Source organism: Brevundimonas sp. Br13, assembly GCF_055391505.1.
This window is the reverse complement of the sequence record NZ_AP044008.1, coordinates 3269536-3290498: the sequence shown is the minus strand read 5'-3', so window position 1 is coordinate 3290498 and position 20963 is coordinate 3269536. Positions and strand designations below refer to the sequence as shown.

General features: G+C 67.4%; 17 protein-coding genes. 12 read left to right on the top strand and 5 right to left on the bottom strand.

Annotated elements, in window-relative coordinates:
- Positions 1–471: 471 nt before the first annotated feature.
- On the bottom strand, positions 472–741 hold the full coding sequence (rpsT, locus tag ACZ5M6_RS16365) for a 30S ribosomal protein S20 (RefSeq protein ID WP_054766717.1): 270 nt from the start codon (positions 739–741) through the stop codon (positions 472–474).
- A gap of 196 nt (positions 742–937) precedes the next feature.
- Here rpsT and ACZ5M6_RS16360 point away from each other — a divergent pair, with 196 nt between their 5' ends.
- Positions 938–3436 carry an ATP-binding protein gene (locus ACZ5M6_RS16360; RefSeq protein WP_464159143.1) on the top strand — a complete coding sequence of 833 codons (2499 nt, stop codon included), beginning with the start codon at positions 938–940 and terminating at the stop codon, positions 3434–3436.
- Positions 3437–3439: 3 nt separating this feature from the next.
- Here ACZ5M6_RS16360 and ACZ5M6_RS16355 read toward each other — a convergent pair whose 3' ends face one another.
- Complete coding sequence (locus ACZ5M6_RS16355) at positions 3440–4777, bottom strand: sigma-54-dependent transcriptional regulator (RefSeq protein WP_464159142.1); 1338 nt, start codon at positions 4775–4777, stop codon at positions 3440–3442.
- Positions 4777–6618 (bottom strand): sensor histidine kinase, encoded by a 1842-nt coding sequence (locus ACZ5M6_RS16350; protein ID WP_227975995.1) that lies wholly within the window; start codon positions 6616–6618, stop codon positions 4777–4779. The genes ACZ5M6_RS16355 and ACZ5M6_RS16350 overlap by 1 nt, the downstream gene beginning before the upstream one ends.
- 239 nt (positions 6619–6857) lie before the next feature.
- Here ACZ5M6_RS16350 and ACZ5M6_RS16345 point away from each other — a divergent pair, with 239 nt between their 5' ends.
- The 7 genes from ACZ5M6_RS16345 (at position 6858) to ACZ5M6_RS16315 (ending at position 17306) form a co-directional block, all read left to right on the top strand.
- The gene (locus tag ACZ5M6_RS16345) at positions 6858–8213 is read left to right on the top strand and encodes a dicarboxylate/amino acid:cation symporter (RefSeq protein ID WP_054766714.1); all 1356 of its coding nucleotides are present in this window, start codon (positions 6858–6860) and stop codon (positions 8211–8213) included.
- 144 nt (positions 8214–8357) lie between these two features.
- Complete coding sequence (locus ACZ5M6_RS16340) at positions 8358–9746, top strand: OprO/OprP family phosphate-selective porin (protein ID WP_082382747.1); 1389 nt, start codon at positions 8358–8360, stop codon at positions 9744–9746.
- Positions 9747–9829: 83 nt separating this feature from the next.
- On the top strand, positions 9830–11755 hold the full coding sequence (locus ACZ5M6_RS16335) for a methyl-accepting chemotaxis protein (protein ID WP_464159141.1): 1926 nt from the start codon (positions 9830–9832) through the stop codon (positions 11753–11755).
- A gap of 186 nt (positions 11756–11941) precedes the next feature.
- Positions 11942–14437, top strand: a complete 2496-nt coding sequence (locus tag ACZ5M6_RS16330) for a TonB-dependent receptor plug domain-containing protein (RefSeq protein ID WP_464159140.1) — start codon at positions 11942–11944, stop codon at positions 14435–14437.
- Between the two features lie 207 nt (positions 14438–14644).
- Positions 14645–15358, top strand: a complete 714-nt coding sequence (gpmA, locus tag ACZ5M6_RS16325; protein WP_464159139.1) for a 2,3-diphosphoglycerate-dependent phosphoglycerate mutase — start codon at positions 14645–14647, stop codon at positions 15356–15358.
- Positions 15355–15984 (top strand): bifunctional diaminohydroxyphosphoribosylaminopyrimidine deaminase/5-amino-6-(5-phosphoribosylamino)uracil reductase RibD, encoded by a 630-nt coding sequence (locus ACZ5M6_RS16320; protein WP_191554522.1) that lies wholly within the window; start codon positions 15355–15357, stop codon positions 15982–15984. The genes gpmA and ACZ5M6_RS16320 overlap by 4 nt, the downstream gene beginning before the upstream one ends.
- A gap of 53 nt (positions 15985–16037) precedes the next feature.
- Positions 16038–17306 (top strand): pentapeptide repeat-containing protein, encoded by a 1269-nt coding sequence (locus ACZ5M6_RS16315; protein ID WP_054766708.1) that lies wholly within the window; start codon positions 16038–16040, stop codon positions 17304–17306.
- A 4-nt stretch (positions 17307–17310) separates the two neighbouring features.
- On the opposite strand, the gene metK is transcribed toward ACZ5M6_RS16315, so the two are convergent.
- Positions 17311–18516, bottom strand: coding sequence for a methionine adenosyltransferase (gene metK, locus ACZ5M6_RS16310; protein ID WP_054766707.1), 1206 nt, complete (start codon positions 18514–18516; stop codon positions 17311–17313).
- A 146-nt stretch (positions 18517–18662) separates the two neighbouring features.
- Between metK and ACZ5M6_RS16305 the strand changes: the two genes are divergently transcribed.
- The 4 genes from ACZ5M6_RS16305 to ACZ5M6_RS16290 are packed head-to-tail and all read left to right on the top strand — an operon-like array spanning position 18663 to position 20306.
- Entirely contained in the window at positions 18663–19109 is a 447-nt protein-coding gene (locus ACZ5M6_RS16305) for a helix-turn-helix domain-containing protein (protein WP_182714180.1), read from the top strand.
- 29 nt (positions 19110–19138) lie between these two features.
- Complete coding sequence (locus ACZ5M6_RS16300) at positions 19139–19471, top strand: hypothetical protein (protein ID WP_182714179.1); 333 nt, start codon at positions 19139–19141, stop codon at positions 19469–19471.
- Positions 19472–19483: 12 nt separating this feature from the next.
- Entirely contained in the window at positions 19484–19933 is a 450-nt protein-coding gene (locus tag ACZ5M6_RS16295; RefSeq protein WP_224764399.1) for a hypothetical protein, read from the top strand.
- 16 nt (positions 19934–19949) lie between these two features.
- The gene (locus tag ACZ5M6_RS16290) at positions 19950–20306 is read left to right on the top strand and encodes a hypothetical protein (RefSeq protein ID WP_224764398.1); all 357 of its coding nucleotides are present in this window, start codon (positions 19950–19952) and stop codon (positions 20304–20306) included.
- 2 nt (positions 20307–20308) lie between these two features.
- On the opposite strand, the gene ACZ5M6_RS16285 is transcribed toward ACZ5M6_RS16290, so the two are convergent.
- Positions 20309–20662 carry a helix-turn-helix domain-containing protein gene (locus ACZ5M6_RS16285; protein WP_054766704.1) on the bottom strand — a complete coding sequence of 118 codons (354 nt, stop codon included), beginning with the start codon at positions 20660–20662 and terminating at the stop codon, positions 20309–20311.
- Between the last annotated feature and the right edge of the window lie 301 nt (positions 20663–20963).

Genomic DNA, 20963 nt, shown 5'->3' with positions numbered 1-20963 from the left:
CGCACCCCCAACCATCGCTCCGCCACCCAATCCAAAAAGCCAATCCGATCGTCTGCACTTCAGGGCGATGGTTCAGGGACGACTTCTCCAGCCCCGAAAAGCGATGCTTTTCGGGCGGGGCCGAACTCCTGGACAGACATCTCCCGCCAACGCGAAACTATCGTCCCGCGCCGTCTTCATCCGTGTTGGGATGGAAGTGCGTTAGAGCCCAAAACTTACGCCGCGCGCCGGTCGGGTCAACGCTGATTCGTTGGTCGATTCGCAGTTAAATTGTTTGACTCCGTCAAACGCTAATCCTGCTTGGGAAATTCGTCCGACCGACGCGCCGGACTCCGTATTCGTGCGTAAAGAGAGTTAACCGGGGAACGCAAAACGGCGAAGGAGCATCTGCTCCTTCGCCGTTGAAAACGCGAACAAATGGCATAACGGAACGACGACAGCCCTTCCGTATGCTGGAAAACCCTTAACGGGTCAGGCGGCCGAAAGCTTCTTCAGCTGGGCGGCCAGACGCGACACCTTGCGCGACCCGGTGTTCTTGTGAACGACGCCCTTGGAGACGGCGCGCATCAGTTCGGACTGGGCCTCGATGAAGGCGGCCTTGGCCACCGCAGCATCGCCGCCGGCCAGGGCTTCCTGGAACTTGCGCAGATAGGTGCGGACGCGCGAACGGCGCGCCTTGTTCACTTCGGTCCGCGCTTCGATCTTGCGGATCGCCTTGCGGGCGCCGGGGTTGTTGGCCATGTCAAACCTTCGAACGGAAAACGCCGCGGAGCACACGTCCACGGCGCGGAAATCTCAAGAGGGCGGGCCTATAGCCGAAAGGCCGTAGGCGGTCAACGCAGAGTCTGATTTTGCGGGCTTAAGGATAAACGCCCACTGGGGCGCTAAAGCTTGTTCAACCAAATGCAGGCCATTTTCCGATCAAATCGGAAACCGCATGCCCAGATCAACGCCTATCGCCGTCCTCCTGCTCGTCCTCGCCAGTCTTTTAGGGGCCGGTGACGCCGGCGCCAGCCAGACGAGAGGGCGGTCGCCGCTGGAATTGGCCCAGGCGGTCGAACGGCGCGCCGCCGCCGCCAGCTTTCAGGATCTGGAGCGTTTCGGTCAGGACGCCCTGAGCCGCAATGATCGTGAAGGCCTGCAACGGCTCTACCATGTCGTCTGGACCTTTATGAACCAGGGCGAGTTCAAGACGGCGCAGCTGTGGAACGACCGCCTGGCCGCGGCCGCGCGCCACCAGAGGGACGGGCGCTATATCCGCATCGCCGATTTGAACCGGCTGGCGCTTCGCTATGACGGGGGCGACCGCGCCGCCGCCGCAGAGATGCGCGAACACGCCGCCATGGAGCCGGACTGGTTCGCCCGGACCCATGCGATCCGGCTGTGGGCCGTGGCGCTGATGGATCAGGATGAGATCGGCCAGGGGTTGAAGGCGCTGGCGGACGCCGACGCCCTGATCCCAGACGAGGCGCCCTATGCCCGGGCGGCGCGGGCCAGCCTGTGGGAAATGACCGGAATCGGCCTGATGCAGTTGAACGACATCGACGGGGCCACCGCCGCCTTCGGCCATTTTGAGATCGACCTCGCCAATCCCGACTATCCTCGTCCGGATTTTGACGCCATCTACAATCTGGCCTATCTGTCGGCGCAGTTGGGCGACATTGATCGGGCGAAAAGCCTTTACGAGATTCACCACCGTCTGACGGTTCGGTCCGGTCTGCCCAACTTGGCGGTCTACGACGCGGCCCTGTGCGCTCAGACGTTCGAAGCGGCGAATGATCCTGGCGGGGTGCTTCAGTGTCTGGCGCCGTTGGGTGAAAATCTCGGGCAGGCGTCCTTCCTCGCCTCGCAACTCTTGCCGTCGCGGGCCGTCGCGCGGGCCCAGACCGGCCAGATCGAGGCGGCGCGCCGTGACCTTGTCCAAATCCGTCGTCGCGCAGCTGAAGAATCACAGCGAGAGGCCGCGTCCGAGATCGACCATGTGGAGGCTGAAATCCTGTTCGCCGAAGGGCGGGCCTCGGAAGCCTTCGTCAAGCTTCGCCGCCACATGCAGGAAGATCGGGTCGCCGACGCCCGTCGTTTCAGCGACGGCATTCGTCAGGTCACGGGCGACATGCAGCAACAGCTGACCGAGCGCCGCGCCCAGCTGGAGACGGCGCGATCAAACACCCATTTGCAGGGCGTGTTGCTGGCCATCTCCGTCATCTTCGTCCTCTCCGCCCTCGCCGCCGTGCTGTGGATGGCCAGCCAGGCCAAGGATCTGAAGGTCGCGCGTCGTCGCGCCGAAGAGGCCAGTCGCGCCAAGTCCGAGTTCCTGGCCAATATGAGCCATGAGATCCGAACCCCCTTGAACGGCGTGGTGGCGATGGCCGACGCCCTGACCCGCGCCCGGCTGGCGCCGCGCGAGCGCGAGATGGTCGAGGTGATCCGAAGCTCGGGCGTGACGCTGGAGCGGCTGCTGTCCGACATCCTCGACTCGGCCAAGATCGAGGCCGGACAGATCGCCTTGGAGCGTTCGGTCTTCGACCTGGGCGAGGCGGTGCGCGGCGTTGCCGCCCTTTATCGACCCTCCGCAGACCAGAAGGGCGTCGCCCTGCGCCTTGAGGTCGGACCGGCGGCCGAAGGGCCGGTCGAGGGCGATCTGGTGCGTCTGCGTCAGGTCCTTTCGAACCTGATCTCAAACGCCTTGAAGTTCACGGAGACGGGTTCGGTCACGGTGACGGCGTCTGCGGTCGACGCCGAGCGGATGCGCTTCACCGTCAAGGACACCGGTTGCGGTTTCGACGAGGAGCAGAAAGCCCGTATCTTCGGCCGGTTTCAGCAGGCGGACGGCTCGATCACCCGCCGGTTTGGCGGCACCGGCCTGGGTCTGTCCATCTCGCGCGATCTGGTCGAGTTGATGGGCGGGGGGCTGGAGTGCCGCAGCCGTCCGGGCGAGGGGGCCGAGTTCTGGTTCGAACTGCCCCTGGCGCGCGTCAAGGCGTCGGCGTCAGCGCCTGCGGAGACGGCGAGGAGCGACGACTTCCCCTTCCCCGCGCGCGTTCTGCTGGCTGACGACCATCCGGCGAACCGCAAGGTCATCGAGATCATGCTGGCCGAGACGCCGGCCGAACTGGTCGTGGTCGAGGACGGGCGTCAGGCGCTGGAGGCCGTCCGGCGCGAGCCCTTCGACCTGGTGTTGATGGACATGCAGATGCCGGTGATGGACGGCCTGACCGCCACCGCCGCCATCCGCGCCCTGGAACGCCAGGACAACCGAAAACGCACCCCCATCATCATGCTGACGGCCAACGCCATGCCGGAACATGTGGAGGCGGGGCGGGCGGCGGGAGCCGACGGCCATCTGTCCAAGCCGATCACCTTCGCCGGCCTTATCGACGGTCTCTCGGCGGTCATGGGTTCGGCCGAACGGTCGCACGCGCCGGCCGCGGCCTGACGGTCAGCGGCGGAAGTCGGCGGGCTTCAGGCCGTGCCGCTGCAGCTTGTCATAGAGGGTCTTGCGCGGAATCCGCATCTCTTCCAGCACGGCGACGATGTCGCCCCGGTGGGTCTCCAGGGCGTCGCGCAGCAGTTCGCCCTCGAACCGGTGCAGACGGTCGGGCAGGCTGAGATCCGACGTCGCCTCGGCGCGACCGTCCTCCAGGCCCAGAACCACCCTTTCGGCGAAATGGGCCAGTTCGCGGATATTGCCGGGCCAGGCCTCCTCCAGCAGACGACGGCGCACCCCGTCGTCAACCTCCGGCGCATCCAGCCCCTGACGGTCGGCCGCCCGGCGCAGGAAGTGGGCGAACAGCAACGGAATGTCTTCGCGCCGTTCGCGTAACGGCGGCACGCGCAGCCGCACGACGTTCAGGCGATAGAAGAGGTCTTCGCGAAAGACGCCGCGTCGCGCCGCGTCGCCCAGGTCGATCTTGGCCGAGGCCAGGATGCGCAGGTCCAGCACCCGCGGCTCATTGGCGCCGATCGGGTGAATCTCGCGTTCTTCCAGCACCCGCAGCATCTTGACCTGGACCGCCAGCGGCATGCTCTCGACCTCGTCGAGGAACAGCGAGCCGTTGTGGGCCCGCTCCACATGGCCCACGCGCCGCCGCATGGCGCCGGCGAAGGCGCCAAGCTCATGGCCGAACAGCTCGCTCTCGATCAGCCCGTCGGGCAGGGCGCCGCAGTTGACGGCGACGAAGGGGCCGACACGGCGGCGTCCGCCGTTGTGCAGGGCGCGCGCCACCGCCTCCTTGCCGACGCCGGTCTCGCCCTCGATCAGCACGTCCATCTTCGCATCGGCGATCTGGGCGATGGTGGCGCGCAGCGCCGTGATGGCGGGAGAGGCGCCGGCGAGGGGCAGCTCATGGCCCCCATCGGCGGCCGCCAGGGCGGTCAGCCGCCGATTGTCCAGCACCAGGCTGCGCTTCTCCAGCGCCCGGTTCAGGCTGTCGCGCAGGCGTTCGAACGGAAAGGGCTTGGCGACGAAGTCATAGGCCCCGCTCTGCATAGCGGCGACCGCATCGGCGATGTCGCCGTGGCCGGTGATCATTATCACGGGAAGCGCAGGGTCCAGGGCCTGAATCCGCGCCAGCAACTGGCGGCCGTCCAGGCCCGGCATGCGCAGATCGGTCACGACCGCCCCGTCGAAATCGGCGGCGACGGCCTTCAGGGCCGGCTCGGCGGCGGCGAAGGCGCGCACCTCATAGCCCTCCAGCGTCATGCGCTCGACCAGGGCCTGGCGGAAATCGCCGTCGTCTTCAATCAGCATGACGGCGCGGGAGGCGGCGCTCTGCATCAGGCGGGCCTCAGGGCGGCGACGAAGGTCGCGCCCCTGTCGCTGGGCGCCAGGTCCAGCTCGCCGCCGAAGCTGGCGATGATGTCACGGCAGATGACCAGGCCCAGCCCCAGTCCGTTAGAGCGGGTGGTGACAAAGGGGGTGAACAGCTGTCGGGCCACTTCGGGCGCCAGCCCGGGGCCGTTGTCGGCGATGATCAGGCGCACCCGTTCGCCCCGGCGCTCGACCGTCAGGACCAACCGGGCGTCCGCCTGCCCTTCCATGGCCTCGGCGGCGTTCTTGATCAGATTGACGATCACCTGTTCCAGCCGGAACTGGTCAGCGTGGACCTTGATCTCGCCCGATCCGATCCGCTCCAGCCGAATCCCGCCTTCCTCCAATCGGCCGCGGGTCAGCTGCAGTCCGCCCTGGATGGCGTCTTCAAGCCGGATTTCATCGATGGTCGGGGCGGCCTTGCGCGAGAACAGGCGCAGGTCCTGAGTGATGGCGCCGATCCGGCGGGTCAGGTCGCCGATCCGCCGCAGGGCGTCCAGGACCTTGTCGGTCTCGCGCCGTTCCAGCAGGGTCACGGCCGTGTCGGCGTAGGTCCATATGGCGGCTACGGGCTGGTTGATCTCGTGGGCCACCCCGGCCACGATCTGGCCCAGGGCCGCCAGCTTGCTGGCCTGCACCAGTTCATCCCGCAACAGCTCCCGTGCGGCCTCGGCCCGGCGACGCTCTTCGATCTGGCGGTTGAGCGCCTGATTGGCTTCGTGCAGTTCGTGGGTCCGTTCGCGGATGCGACGTTCCAGCTCCAGCCGGCCCTCCTCTTCGGCGCGGGCGCGAAGGACAGCCAGCCGGCGACGGCGCAGCAGCACCCCCACGATGAGGGCCAGCAGGCTGACGGTAAGAACCGCCAGGCCGCGCGCGGTCGCCACGGCGGTTCCGACGGCGCCACGCTCGGGCGTCAGAAGATGCAGGGTCCACCCCGGCGTGGCCGTGTCCGTCTGGGCATGCATCCAGGTCTGGGGCCGCGCCTCGCCGACGGCGGCGCGCACCAGCCGGGGCCGATCGCCGGAGGGCGTCTGGAAGGGCAGGGGGGCCAGGGCGCCGGGACGCAGGGTCAGATCGGTCAGGCTGAGCCTTCGCCGTGCTTCGTCCATCGGACCGGTGGCGCGAAAGCGCCATTCCGGCACGCTGGCGACCAGGACCACGCCGCCAGGGTCGGCGACCCAGGCCGGCTCGCCCGAGCTCCGCCATTGCGCCTCCAGGGCGTCGAACTCCACCTTCAGCACCACCACGCCCAGGGGGCGGCCGTCGGCGGCGTCCAGCCGGCGCGACAGATAAAGGCCGGGGCGGCCGCTGCGTGTGCCCAGGGCGTAGAACTCGCCCTGACCGTCGCGCATGGCGTTGATGAAATAGGGCCGAAAATCATAACGGACGCCGACGAAACTCGTGGGGGCGCGCCAGTTGCTGGACGCCAGCGTCAGCCCCTGCGCGTCCAAAACATAGATGACGGCGGCGCGGGTCTGACCCGCCAGTCGCTCCAGCTTGCGATCGACCGCCTTGGCCGCCTGGTCGGCGGGCCGCGCGAGCAAGGCCGCCACATCCGGGTCTTCGGCCAGGACGACGGGGATGGCGCGCTGTTTCTCCAGCTCGCTGCGTAGAACGGCCGCATGGAGGGCGGCGCCTGTCGTCGCCTGGCGCGCCAACTCCTGGGTCGCGTCGCGCCGCGCCGCCTCCCCCGCCAGGCCCGCGAAGACAAGGCCCGCCGTCAGCCAGCCCAGGCTGAGCAGGGTCCATGGCCGCCAAATGAAACTCGACGATCTTTCGATAAATTCTCGGACCGCAGAGAGGCTCATTCGCTATTGTGCGATATTTCGCACAATAGCGCGAGTCCGGCGTGCGATACGTCGCACGGCAAATGGCCCTGCGAGAGGCGCTTTCCGAAAATAACGTGTTTTTACAGATCTCTATATCAAACGTCGATCGCGTTTGGACCTGGTTCCGGCGTGCGGGACAGTCGTCTCGGCGCCTCGACGACAGCAGCGAGGGCCCTCGAGGAAACCGCGGGCCCGTCCCGCCACCACAGGAGACATCCGTGATCGCGCTCCCTTCCGCCGCCCAGCCGACCGCGCCTCGGCCCTTCTATCGGCATCTCTATTTTCAGGTTCTGACCGCCATCGTCGCGGGGGCCCTTATCGGCCATTTCTGGCCCAGCTTCGGGGAGAGCCTTAAGCCGCTGGGCGACGCCTTCATCAAACTGGTGAAGATGATCATCGCCCCGGTCATCTTCCTGACGATCGTCACGGGCATTGCGGGCATGAGCGACATCGGCCGGGTGGGGCGCGTGGCGGCCAAGGCCTTCGCCTACTTCCTGACCTTCTCGACCCTGGCCCTGATCGTCGGCCTGATCATCGCCAACGTCGTCCAGCCGGGCCACGGCCTGAACATCGATCCCGCCAGCCTGGACGCCGGGGCCGTCGCCAAATATTCGGAACAGGCGCATGAGACGACCGTCACCGGCTTCCTGATGGGGATCATCCCCGACACCTTCGCCAGCGCCTTTTCCGAGGGCAACATCCTGCAGGTCCTGTTCGTCTCGGTCCTGTTCGGCCTGGCCCTGGCCATGGTGGGCGATGTCGGCAAGCCGGTTCTGAACTTCCTGGAATCGGTCAGCCACGCCTTCTTCAAACTGGTGGCCATCCTGATGAAGGCCGCGCCGATCGGCGCCTTCGGGGCCTTCGCCTTCACCATCGGCAAGTATGGCATCGGCTCGATCGCCAATCTGGCGGCGCTGGTCGCCACCTTCTACATCACCGCCGTCATCTTCGTGGTCGGCGTCCTGGGCCTGGTCGCCTGGGCGAACGGCTTCAACATTCTGAAGCTGATCCGCTATCTGAAGGAAGAACTGCTGCTGGTCCTGGGCACCTCCTCGTCGGAAGCCGCCCTGCCGTCGCTGCTGAACAAGATGGAGCGAGCCGGCGCCTCCAAGTCGGTCGTCGGCCTGGTCGTGCCGACCGGCTATTCGTTCAATCTGGACGGCACCAACATCTATATGACGATGGCGGCCCTGTTCATCGCCCAGGCTCTGAACATCCAACTGTCGCTGGAACAGCAGATATTGCTTCTGGCGGTCGCCATGCTGTCGTCCAAGGGTGCGGCCGGCATCACCGGCGCCGGCTTCATCACCTTGGCGGCGACCCTGTCGGTGGTTCCGACGGTGCCGGTGGCGGGCATGGCCCTGATCCTGGGCATCGACCGCTTCATGAGCGAATGCCGCGCCCTGACCAACTTCATCGGCAATGCGGTGGCCACCATCGTCGTCGCCCGGTGGGAGGGCGAACTGGACCGGAATGCGCTGGCCGCGGCCTTGAACGGCCCGGCCCAGCCGATCGCCGCCCGGCCCGATCCTGCCGCCGGCCCTGGCGACAAGGATCTGGTCACCGCCGACTGAGGGCCTTGAGCGCCGTCGCTGCGGGTTTTCCGCCCCCCGCAACGACGGCGCCCAGCACCCGCTGAACAAGCCGCCAAGATTTTACGCAGTTCTGCGTATCGGGGTTCAGCCCTTCCTTAACACACTAAGTTTACAGGGGTTCTCATGACACGTCTCCGCACCCTCGTGGCGGGCGTCGGCCTCGCTGCGCTCGCCACCTCCGCCTTCGCCCAGTCGCCCTCGACGGACGAAATCTCCGCCCTGCGTGCTCAGGTCCAGGCGCTTTCAGCCCGCCTCGAGCAGTTGGAAGCCCAGGCCGCCGCCCAGCAGGCTCCTGCGGCGCCCGCAGCCGCCGGGACCCCGGCCCCGGCCGCCGCGCGTCCTGCGATTCAGGCCGCCGCCGCGCCGGCGCCGGCCACCACCACCGACTGGTCGACCGGCCTGCCCGAGATGCGCAGCCCCGACGGCGCCTTCACCTTCAAACCGCGCATCCGCGTCACCGCCGACCTGTCCAACACCTTCGGCTCGGACTACGACAGCCGCAATCTGACCACCACCGAACTGCGCGGGCTGCGCCTAGGCGCCCAGGGCAAGATCCCCGGCGGCTTCAGCTATTGGATCGAAGGCGACATCGCCGACAACGCCGTCAGCGTCGCCAACGCCTTCATGGCCTACAGCACCAAATGGGGCGGCCGTGACCTCGAAATTTCCATGGGCCAGCGGCTGAACGACCGCGGCGTCGAGGGCGGCACGGCCGAGGACATGACCCCCTTCCTCGAGCGCAGCCTGATGGTCTCCACCATCGGCCCGGAACGGGGCGCCTACGGGGTCGGCGTCTCGTCCAAGCTGACCGGCAGCGTCTGGCACGCCTCCCTGTCCGTGACGGGCGATGCGATCAGCAGCGGCGCGACCAATGACTCGGTCACTGTCATGGCCCGCACCCACTGGGCGCCGTTCAAGACGGACGCCGGCCATCTGCACCTCGGCGGCTGGGGCTTCGTCGAAGATCTGACGCCGAACGCCTCGGTGGCGTCGCGCAGCCTGGTCGTCTCGTCGCGCGGCAACGACAATCTGCGACTCCAAGGCGGCGTCTACGCTGATCCCAAGGGCAGCAAGGGCCTGGGTCTCGAACTGGGCGGGGTCCAGGGTTCGGGCTGGCTGATGGCCGAGGGCGGTCGGCGGGTGCTGGAAACGGCGGCGCGCGACTATGATCAGGACGCCTACAGCGTCTCGGCCGGCTTCTTCCTGACCGGCGAAAAGCCGCCGCTGTCGGCCAAGACGGGCACCTGGGCGCGTCCCAAGGTGCTGAATCCGCTCGGCGCCGACGGCTACGGCGCGGTCGAAATCGTGGGGCGGTACGATCAGGCCGACTACAGCGACATCGCCACGGGCGGCGAGGGCGACAGCTGGCTGTTGGGCGTCAACTGGTACCCGACCAACAATACGCGCGTCTCGGCCCACTGGAGCGCCTGGTCGGTCGACAACCGCACCGGAACCTTCCTGGGCGACGACAGCGGCAATACCGCCACGGTCCGCGTCCAGACGGCTTTTTAAGGTTTGCTGAGCTAGACAACATAGCCCGGAGCGGTCCGCCGCTCCGGGCTTTCCCCGCCCCACCAGCTCTCCGGGACAGTCCGATGAACCTGAAGAATATTCCGATGCAGCGGAAACTGGCGATCGCCTTCGCCCTTCTGCTGACGGTCGCCGCCGCCATGATCGGTGCGGTCTTCTTTCAGCTGTCGGAGATGCGGACTGCTGCGCGGCTGAACGCCGAAAGCAAGGCGATCATCGAACATACCCATGTCGCGGAAAAGGGCGTCATCCGCCTCAACTCGCAGATGCGGGGCGTGCTGCTGACGGGCAACGAAGACTATCTGGGGGTTTATCGAAAGGGGTGGGAGCAGTTCGAAGAGTCGAGCGCCGCCCTGGCCGCCGCCGATCTGACGCCCGAAGAAGCCGCCCTGGTGCAGAAGGCTCGCGCCGACGCCGCCGCCTGGCGGACCGAGTTCGGCACGCCCCTGACCGAGGCTGCGCTTGATCCCGCGCGCATCGATGCGGCGCGGCGGGTCCTGGTGGATTCCGGCGATCGCGTCCGGGTGACCCACATCACCAAAGCCATCAGCGATCTGCGTGACATGGAGATCGAGCGGATGAATCTGCGCGACGCCCAGCAGTCGTCCGCCATCACCGCCTCCTTCATCGCCCTGGCCGTCGGCGGCCTGATCCTGATCGTCGCCGCCGTCTTCCTGGGCGTCCAGTTGTCAATCCTGATGGTCGCGCCGGTGCGGCGCATGACGGGCGCCATGTCGATCATGGCCCAAGGCAAGCTGGACGTCGCCATTCCCGACACGGACCGCAAGGACGAGGTCGGCGCCATGGCCCAGGCCATGCAGGTGTTTCGCGATAACGGCCTGCGCGCCAAGACGCTGGAACAGGAAGCCGACACTCTGCGCAATGACTCCGAGGCCGAGCGCCGCCGCCGCGAGGCCGCCGCCGCCCAGGAAGCGGCGGAAAACGCCGTCGTCATCGAAAACCTGGGCAAGGGGTTGCACGCTCTTGCTGAAGGCGACCTCGTTTACCGCATCAATGCGCCCTTCCCGCCGCGCAGCGAGGTTCTGAAGACGGACTTCAACCGCTCGATCGCCCGTCTGGAAGAGACGGTCACCGGCGTTCTGGGCTCGGTCCACGGCATCGACAGCGGCGCAGGTGAAATCAGCCAGGCCTCTGACGACTTGTCGCGTCGCACCGAACAACAGGCCGCCAGCCTGGAGGAGACCGCCGCCGCCCTGGACGAGATCACCGTCACGGTCCGCAAGACGGCCGACGGCGCCAGCCAGGCCGCCGTCGTCACGAGCGGCGCCCGCCAGAGCGCGGAAGCCTCAGGCGCCGTCGTGATGAACGCCGTCGAAGCCATGCAGAAGATCGAAGACGGCTCGCGTCAGATCAGCCAGATCGTCGGCGTCATCGACGAGATCGCCTTCCAGACCAATCTTCTGGCTCTGAACGCCGGGGTTGAGGCGGCGCGGGCGGGCGAGAGCGGTCGCGGCTTTGCGGTCGTCGCCTCGGAAGTCCGGGCCCTGGCTCAGCGTTCGGCCGAGGCCGCCAAGGAGATCAAGACCCTGATCAACAGCTCCGGCGCCGAGGTCGAGAACGGCGTGCGCCTGGTCAGCGAGGCCGGCTCGGCCCTCCAGGCCATCGCCGCCCAGGTCAACGACATCAGCGCCCTGGTGGTCGAGATCGCCGCCTCGGCCAAGGAGCAGGCGACGGGCCTGCAAGAAATCAATGTGGCCGTGAATCAGATGGATCAGGTCACTCAGCAAAACGCCGCCATGGTCGAACAGGCCACGGCCGCCAGCGCCGCCCTGCGCCAGGAGACCGCCGAACTGTCGGCCCAGGTCGCCTTCTTCCAGGTGTCGGCGGCGGGCAAGACGCGGGGGGCCAAACCCGCCTCAGCGCCCGTCGCGACCGTCCGGCCCCGCACGGCCCCGCAGAAGACGCTCAAGGTCGCCAACGGCGGCGCGATTTCAGCCGACGCTGCATCCGACGGTTGGGAAGAGTTCTAACCTCAGCGGGCGGCGGCGACGTCGCCCAAACACCCTTCAACGCGGCTGAGACCCTTATCCGTCGCTGGAAAATCAAGGGTGTTGAGTCTTTGACACGCTTTCAAAAGCGTCATGATATTCGCCGCTTTCCGGCCATGATTTTCGCGTCCCAAGAGCGCCGACCTCCTCGTCACGGACCGATGTTTCATGACCCCTGCCGCGCTCCTGCTGCTCGCCCTGACCCCCGGCGTCGCCGATATTCAGCAGACCCAGCCGGAGGCCCCAGCGGTGGTCCTGCCCGACGTCGAGGTGACGGCGACCAAGCGCGGCGTGGCCCTGGGCGGGCAGGAGCCGATCGTCTCCTATGACGCGACCCAGATTCAGGCCTTCGGCGCCACCAACATCGGCGAACTGGTCACCCTGCTGGAGGCCCAGACCCGCAGCGCGCGGGGCGGTTCGCCCGTCTTTCTGGTCAATGGCCGGCGCATCTCGGGCTTTCGCGAAATCCGCGGCATTCCGCCTGAGGCCATAGAGCGGTTCGAGGTCCTGCCCGAGGAGACGGCCCTCTCCTATGGCTACAGCGCCAACCAGCGGGTCGTGAACATCGTGCTGAAGGCCGATTTCCGCTCCCTGACCGCCTCGGTCAACGTCAGTCGGCCCGAGCAGGGCGGACGCACCACCACGGCCAGCGAAAACAATCTGCTGAAGATCGCCGGCGCCGATCGCTGGTCGATGGACATCAACGGTTCGACCAGCAACCCTCTGTACGAGGACGAGCGCGACATCGACCGGTCGGGGACGACGCCGCAAGACTCCGTCGCCGACAGGGACCTGAACGCCTATCGCACCCTGCTGCCGCGTTCGGCCGAGGCCTCGGTGGCGGGAACCTACAAGCACGATCTGAACGACAAGGTCGGCATGACCCTGAGCGGCAGTCTGACGGACAGCGCCAGCCGCAGCTATCTGGGCCTGCCGGGCGTCAGCCTGACCCTGCCGGACGGCAATCCCTGGTCGCCGGGGGGCGATGCGACGACCCTTTATCGCTATCTGGACCTGCCCCAGGCCCTGACCCGCCAGACCAATACGCGCAGCGCCGAACTGGGCACCGTGTTCGACGGCTATCTGGGCGACTGGCGCTGGACCGCGACCGGTGAATACAGCCGCACCCGGACCGACACCGTCACCGGCCGAGGGGTCGAGGACGACGACCTCCTGGCCCGGATCGCCGCCGGCGACACGACGGTGAACCCCTATGGCGATCTCACCGGCGCGGTCGGGCCGGTGCGCCGCGACACCGCCCAGTCGATCTCCCAATCGCTGGAGGGCGAGGTGGTGCTGAACGGCACGGCCTGGGAGCTTCCGGCCGGCGGGATCACCACCACCTTCAAGTTCGGCGGAGAGCATCAGGCGCTGGACTCCGAAAGCGTCCGGTCAGGCGTGGCCACGGACCGCTCCCAGTCGCGCGACCTGGGCAGCGTCCAGGCGAACTTCGACCTGCCGATCGCCAGCGTGGATCGCGGCGTCCTGGCGGGCATCGGCGATCTGTCGGCCAATATGAACCTGGCCTATCAGGAGCTGTCGGACTTCGGCGGGGTCTCCAGCATCGGCGGCGGCCTGAACTGGTCGCCGGTCGAGCGGCTGTCCCTGTCGGCCAACTATTCGGACGAGGGCAAGGCCCCCACGGTGCAGCAGCTGAACGATCCCACGATCGCCACGCCCAACACCCCGGTCTTCGACTATGCGACCAACCAGACCGTCGAAATCACCCAGATCAGCGGCGGCGATCCCAATCTGAAGGCCGAGGATCGGCGCATCCTGAAGCTGGGCGTGAACTGGCAGCCCCTGTCATCGACCGATCTGCGGCTGAACCTGGCCTATACCCGCACCGAGATCGACAATGAGATCGCCGGCTTCCCCGCCGTCACCCCGGACCTGGAGGCGGCCCTGCCGGAGCGGTTCGTCCGTAACGCCGACGGCGATCTGGTCTCGATCGACGCCCGGCCGCTGAACTTCGCCAAGCGGGATCAGCAGGACGTCCAGTGGGGCTTCAACTTCTCGCGGCCCTTCGGCAAGGCCAATCCCGCGCTTGCAGGCCAGCGGGGGCCTGGGGGCGGCCCAGGCGGAGGCGCGATCCGGATGGGCGGCGGACCCGGCGGGCCCGGCGGTCCGGGGGGCGGCCGTCTGCGCGGCTCGCGCGGGCCGGGCATGCAGCCGGGCCAGGGCATGTTCAACCTGTCGCTGACCCACACCTGGCGGGTCCAGGACGAGGTCGTGATCCGCGACGGCCTGGCGCCCCTGGACCTGCTGGGCGGCGACTCCATCTCCGGCTCGGGCGGCCAGTCGCGCCATGAGGTCCAGCTTCAGACCGGCGTGTTCAAGAACGGCTACGGCGCCTTCGTCAACGCCAACTGGCGCTCGGGCACCACGGTGAACGGCGACGGCCCCGGCGCGACCGACCTGGACTTTTCGGACCGCACGACGGTCAATCTGTTCGCCTTCGCCGACCTGACCCAACGCACGGGACTGGTGGAGCGTTTCCCCTTCCTGAAGGGGGCCCGCGTCGGCGTTGGGGTTCAGAACCTGTTCGACGACCGCGTCTCGGTGACCAGCAGCGACGGCTCGACCCCGGTCAACTATCAGCGCGACTATCTGGACCCCCAGGGTCGGGTCTTCCGCATCAATCTGCGCAAGATCCTGTTCTGACGGCGGGCTTAAGGCCAGACCAGGGCCAGGGCCGTCAGGATCACGACGACGGCGCCGGCCAAGGGGAAGAACAGACGATCGGACATGGGCGAACCCTATCCATCCGACGATCGGCGGACAAGGCGGTCGGTTTCGCACCTGCGTCAAAACCTTGACCGGCTCATGACGGCGGCTTACCCGGACAGACTGTTTGCAAAGGACCGTCGAATGCCGCGCCTGATCCTACTCCGCCATGGCCAGAGCCAGTGGAACCTCGAGAACCGCTTTACGGGCTGGGTGGACGTCGATCTGACGGCGGAAGGCGAGGCCCAGGCGCGCCGCGGCGGCGAGCTGATCGCCCAGGCCGGGTTCAAGCCCGCCGTCATGTTCACCTCGGTGCTGAAACGCGCCAAGCGCACCGGCGCCCTGGCCCTGCAATCGGCCGGCCTGACCGACGTGCCGGTGATCGAGGACTGGCGGCTGAACGAGCGTCACTACGGCGGCCTGACCGGGCTGAACAAGGCCGAGACGGCCCAGAAGCACGGCGAGGATCAGGTCAAGATCTGGCGGCGCAGCTATGACGTCCCGCCCCCGCCTCTGGCGCCGGGCGGCGAGTTCGATTTCAACGCCGATCCCCGCTACGCCGGCAAGGCCATCCCGGACACCGAGAGCCTGAAGACCACCCTGGACCGGGTGGAGCCCTATTGGGACGCCGAGATCGCGCCGCGTCTGAGGGCGGGCGAGGACGTGCTGATCGCCGCCCACGGCAACTCCCTGCGCGCCATCGTCAAACTGCTGTTCGCCGTGCCGGACGATCAGATCGTCGGGGTCGAAATCCCCACCGGCAATCCGCTGGAGATCGAGCTGGACGCCGAGTTGAAGCCGACCGCCGCCCGCTATCTGGACGCCGATCGCGCCGAAACCCTGCCGACCCTGCCATGAGCTGGAGCGACGCCGACCGCGGCTTCATGGCCCAGGCCATAGACCTGGCGACGGGCCGCATGGGCGAGACCTGGCCCAATCCGGCGGTCGGCTGCGTCATCGTCAAGGACGGGCGGGTCATCGCCCAGGCCGCGACCGCTCCCGGCGGCCGCCCTCACGCCGAGGAGCAGGCGGTCCCCGCCGCCGGACCCGACGTCGAGGGCGCGACGGTCTATGTCACCCTGGAGCCCTGCGGCGCGCGTTCTTCCGGCCGCAAATCGTGCGCCCACTTCCTGACCGAGGCCAGGGTGGCGCGCGTCGTCATCGCCTGTCTGGACCCGTCGCCCTTTGCGGCCGGCCGGGGCACCGAACGCCTGCGCGCCGAGGGGCTGACGGTCGAAACAGGCCTTATGTGCGAGGAGGGCGCGGCCCTGTGCGAGGGGTTTCTGCACCGGTTGGAAACCGGCCGGCCCCTGGTGCGGGTCAGCAAGGACGGCGCCGGTTTCGACGGCCGTTTCGTCGCCTCGCCCAAGGCCGACCTGGTCACCGAGCTGAAGCGGCTGGGGGAGGCGGGCTATACGCGCCTATGGACCTCGTCGGGAGAGCTGGCCGACGCCCTGCGTGATCAGGGCCTGCTGACCGAGTGACAAGCAACTGTCGCTAAAGGCTTTCTTAAATCAGCCGGGCCTAGGCTGATCGAATGCAGGCGGCTGAACCCATCGTGCGCAAGCGCCTGACCCAGGCGGAACTGGACGTGATCTGCGCCCGGCACGACCGCCTGTTCCAGGCCCGCCCCGGCGGCGCCCGCGCCGTCTTCGCCTGGATGGACATCTCGGGCCTCAGCCTGAGGGGCCGCAATCTGGCCGATGCGGATTTCGCCGCCGCCTGTCTGGAAAACTGCGACCTGACCGGCGCCAGGCTGGACAACGCCAACTTCTTCGGCGCGGACATGCAGGACGTCGTCCTGGCGGACGCCAGCCTGCGTCGGGCCGATCTGCGCGGCGCCTGTCTGCGCGGGGCGGACCTGTCGGGCGCGGACCTGTTCGAGGCCGATCTGCGCGAAGGCACCATCGCCGCCGCCGACGCCAAACTGGGGTTCAAGGTCATTGAACCGCGTCAGCGCCAGGAAAGCGAAATGATGGGCGCCTGTTTAGCCGGGGCCAATCTGCAGCGTTCGCGCATGTCGGGCGTCATCGCCATCAAGGCCGACTTCTCGGGCGCGGTGATGAAGGACTGCAAAATGGTCCGCGCCAATCTGAAACAGGCCGATTTCCGCGGCGCGGACCTGGCCGGGGCCGACCTGTCGGGCGCCGACCTGTCGGGGGCGGACATGCGCGACGCCATCCTGGTGGGCTGCAAGATGACGATGTGGCGCGCCGACGGCGCCAATATGGAAGGAACCCTGACCGACGACCGGTCCGCCGGCGCCTCGGTCGATCGCATGCCGGCGGCGGAAATGCTGCGCGAACACGCCCGCTGGTGCGAGACGGGCGGGACGGAGGGGCAGCCTTCGGTTTTCGACGGTGTCGATCTGCGCCCGCTGAAGTCGATCACCGGCCTGAACCTGACCGCCCTGTCGGCCAAGGGGGCGGTCTTCTACGGCCTGGACATGGAGGGGGTGCAGCTTCAGGGCGCCCATCTGGAGAACGCCGACCTGCGCTCGGCGCGACTCTACCGCGCCGATCTGCGCGGCGCGCGGCTGAAGAACGCCAAGATGAGCGGGGCGGACCTGCGCGGGGCGCAACTGGGGCCGCTGCTGATCGGGGCCGACCGGCTGCTGGCGGCGGACCTGACCGGCGCCAATCTGCGGGGCGCCGACCTGTCCGGCGCGGATCTGCGCCGGGCGGTGCTGACGAGCGCCGATCTGGGCCGCGCCGTCATGCACGGCGCCCAGACCCGCCAGATCGATCTGACGGGCGCCAATCTGGCGGGGGTGCGCGGCCTGACCCTGGAGGATCAGGCCGGCTGAGGTCTCAGGCCAGGGCCTTCAACTGATCGACCAGATCGGTCCTTTCCCAGCTGAAGCCGCCGTCGGCGTCCGGCGCGCGGCCGAAGTGGCCATAGGCGGCCGTGCGGGCGTAGATCGGCTTGTTCAGCCCCAGGTGCTGGCGGATGGCGCGCGGCGTGGCGCCGCCGATCAGGCCCAGCAGCTTGTCTTCCAGCACGGCCTCGGACACCTTGCCCGTGCCGTGTAGATCGACGTGGATCGACTGGGGCTCCGCGACCCCAATGGCGTAGGAGATCTGGATGGTGCAGCGATCGGCCAGACCCGCCGCCACGACGTTCTTCGCCAGATAGCGGCAGGCGTAGGCGGCCGAGCGGTCCACCTTGGTCGGGTCCTTGCCCGAGAAGGCGCCGCCGCCGTGGGGCGCTGCGCCGCCGTAGGTGTCGACGATGATCTTGCGTCCCGTCAGTCCGGCGTCGCCGTCCGGCCCGCCGATCTCGAAAATGCCGGTCGGATTGATGTGCCAGACGGTCTTATCGTCAGTGAAGCCTTCCGGCAGCACCTCGAGGATATAGGGTTTGACGATCTCGGCCACCTGGGCGGCGCTCAGACCCTTGGCGTGCTGGGTCGACAGGACGATGGAGGCGGCGCGCTTGGGCTTGCCGTTTTCGTATTCGATCGTGACCTGGCTCTTGGCGTCAGGTTCCAGCTGCGAGCCGCCGGCGTGGCGCACCTCGGCCAGGCGCTTGAGGATGTTGTGGCTGTACTGCAGGGTCGCCGGCATCAGCTCCGGCGTCTCGTTCGAGGCGTAGCCGAACATGATGCCCTGGTCGCCTGCGCCCTCATCCTTCTCATTGGTCGAATCGACGCCCACGGCGATGTCGGCCGACTGGGCGTGCAGATGGCAGGCGTAGTCCGCCGTCGCCCAGTGGAAGCCGTCCTGCTCATAGCCGATGTCCTTGACCGCAGCGCGAACCAGGGGCTCCAGGCTGTCGATGATCGACTGGGTGAAGGCTTCGTTCTGTTCCTTGGTGTTGCCCGGCTGGGTGGCGCGGACCTCGCCGGCCAGCACGATCCGCTGGGTCGTCACCAGGGTTTCGCAGGCGACGCGGGCCTCGGGGTCCTTGGACAGGAAGGCGTCGACGACGGTGTCCGAGATGCGGTCGGCGACCTTGTCCGGGTGTCCTTCGGACACGCTTTCCGAGGTGAAGAGGAAGGAGGAACGAGCGGCCAAGAGAGGCTCCTGTCAGTGTCAGGCGTGAAGACATATAAACATATGCTTATATGTTCAAGTGATGTCCTGACTCTTGCCCAGCTATATCCGAGACCCCGGTCTGGTCGAGGCGCGGAAATCCGTTATGACAGACGGGGGAGCGCGTGATGTCCGAAAACCTGTCGCCGAGAGAGAGGGAATGCGTCCGCCTGGCGGGCCAGGGACTGGAGGATAAGGAAATCGCCGCGCGTCTGGGGATTTCGCCTCGCACGGTCGGCAACCACCTGCACCGGGCCTACGGCAAGCTGGGGGTTTCGGACCGCAAGCTGGCCGCGCGCCGGCTGAGTAACGGCTACTCAGGGCATTCGATACTCATTCCCGAAGCGACGGAAGACGGCTCAGTTGGCCCGGCGTCGGCCGAACAGTCCGGCGATGCGGAAGCCGCCGGGGATGCCGGTTGGTTCCTTCCCGCTCCGCCCCGTGGGGTCGTCGCGCGGCTGGGGATCATCGTCGCGGGTTCCGCCATCGCTCTTCTGCTCGCCATCGGGATTGTGACGGCGGGCATGGTGCTTCCATCCCTGTTCGACCGGATCGCCCCCGAAGCGGTGCGCTGACGCAGCGGCTTTGAGCAGGAGGGCGAGCCATGAGAAATATTCAGGTCGGCGTCAGGGTGGCGCGACAAATCCGAACGACCGAACACGCCGTGGACAGGGCGATGATCGAGGTCTGCAGACTGGTCCAGACGGCCCTGGAAAGCCGTGCTGAGGCGCATCTGGCCGCGGAAGTGGGCCAGGCGGTCCTCGCCGACATGGTTCAGGGCCTCAGCCAACTGACCCAGGTGCGCGGCGCGGTCATTTCGGCGCATGACGGACTGGCCAAGGTCGCCGAGGACCATCAGATCGGCTGGAACCTGGACGGCACGCGCGAAGACAAGACCGGTAATCCCGTCGCCCCCGTTCTTTCCGTCGCGGCCTGATCGGTCCCGCCGGTGGGCTCGCCCCTCTCGATCCTGCTGGAAGCCCTGACCTACGGCGCCATGGCGCTGCTGGCCTGGAAGGGTCGGACGCCGGAGCGGCTGGTTCTGGCGGGCCTCCTGGCCCTCCAGTTCGGCTCTCCGATCCTGGATCACCTCACGATCGGCAGCTTCCGTTGGGCGGTGGCGGGCCTCTCCCTGGGCATGTTCGGCCTGCTGACGGGGTTGGCGCTCGTCTATCAACGGTGGTGGCTGATGTTGGCGGCCGGGGCACAACTGATCGCTCTATCGACCCATTTCGCCGCGCTCGGCGCGTCCCAACCCCTGATGTGGTCGATGGTTTCGGCCCGGATGGTGGTCTGGTTCGAACTGCTGCTTCTGGCGATCTTCGGCGTGTGGGAGGCCAATGCGGCCCCCTATGCGCGAACCCGTCCTAGTCAAGAACGCCGCGCGCTTTCGCTTTAAAGAAGGAACTGTATCAGTGACCGCTTCGACCGCCCCGGCCTTCATGCCGCTCTTTCGATCGTGGTTCGAGACCGCCCGCATCGCCGACACCCTTGGAGCGGCTGGCGTCGCCGCCAGCGACGACAATCTGCTGGCCGAACTGGACCTGGGGCCGATGGTGGAGGCCGAGGCCCGCCTCTTGAAACACGCGCCGTCCAGCGCGACCGAGGCGGCCTGTCTTTTGGAGATCGTCCGTCAGAACATCGCCGACTCCGGCCGTTCGGACAGTCTGGACGCCCGCGCCTTGGAGGCCGTCCAGATCTGGCTGGCGGATTTCGCCGTCGGCGCGGGGCAGGGGGCGGCGGTCAACCGACTGCTGCAGCCGCCGCTCTGATCTCAGCCGCGCAGGCCCTTGGCCACCACCAGGAGGGCGTCGCGCTTGTCGCCGTCGCCGATGGCGCGGAAGGCCGACAGCAGTTCCGATACGCCCGGCTGAGCCAGAACCAGATCGTCGCCCTCGGCGGTGTCCAGTTCGCCCAGCAGGGCCGCGCCGGTCGATTTCAGCACGGCGGCGATCTGCAGCAGACGCGCAGCCGAGACACGGTTCACGCCGCGCTCGTACTTCTGGATCTGCTGGAAGGTCACGCCTGCGCCGGCCGCCAGCTGGGCCTGGGTGATGCGGAGTTCTTCGCGGCGGGCGCGGATGCGGGCGCCGATCGCGATGTCAACGGGGTCTACTGCGTCGCTCATAACAACCTTCGGAACGATATTAGAGGCCGTCAGGCCCGAAATCCTCCATGCCGTCAAGCCAAAGCTCTGCATTAGAGGGATGGTACGTACTCAGAATGGGAGTCTAAGGCTACTCAGGGATGAAAGCGGCTCCGCCGATCGCCGCGCGACTCAATGTCCATCGTTGAACAACAGGCCGAAATCACGCGCCTTCCTGCGGCCCGCGTCAAGGTGGGACGGCCGCGTCCCTGAAGGCGCCCCCCATAACGGCCGCGGCCTAATAAAATTCTGCCTAACATCCCTAATTCAGCGCGGCTTTCGC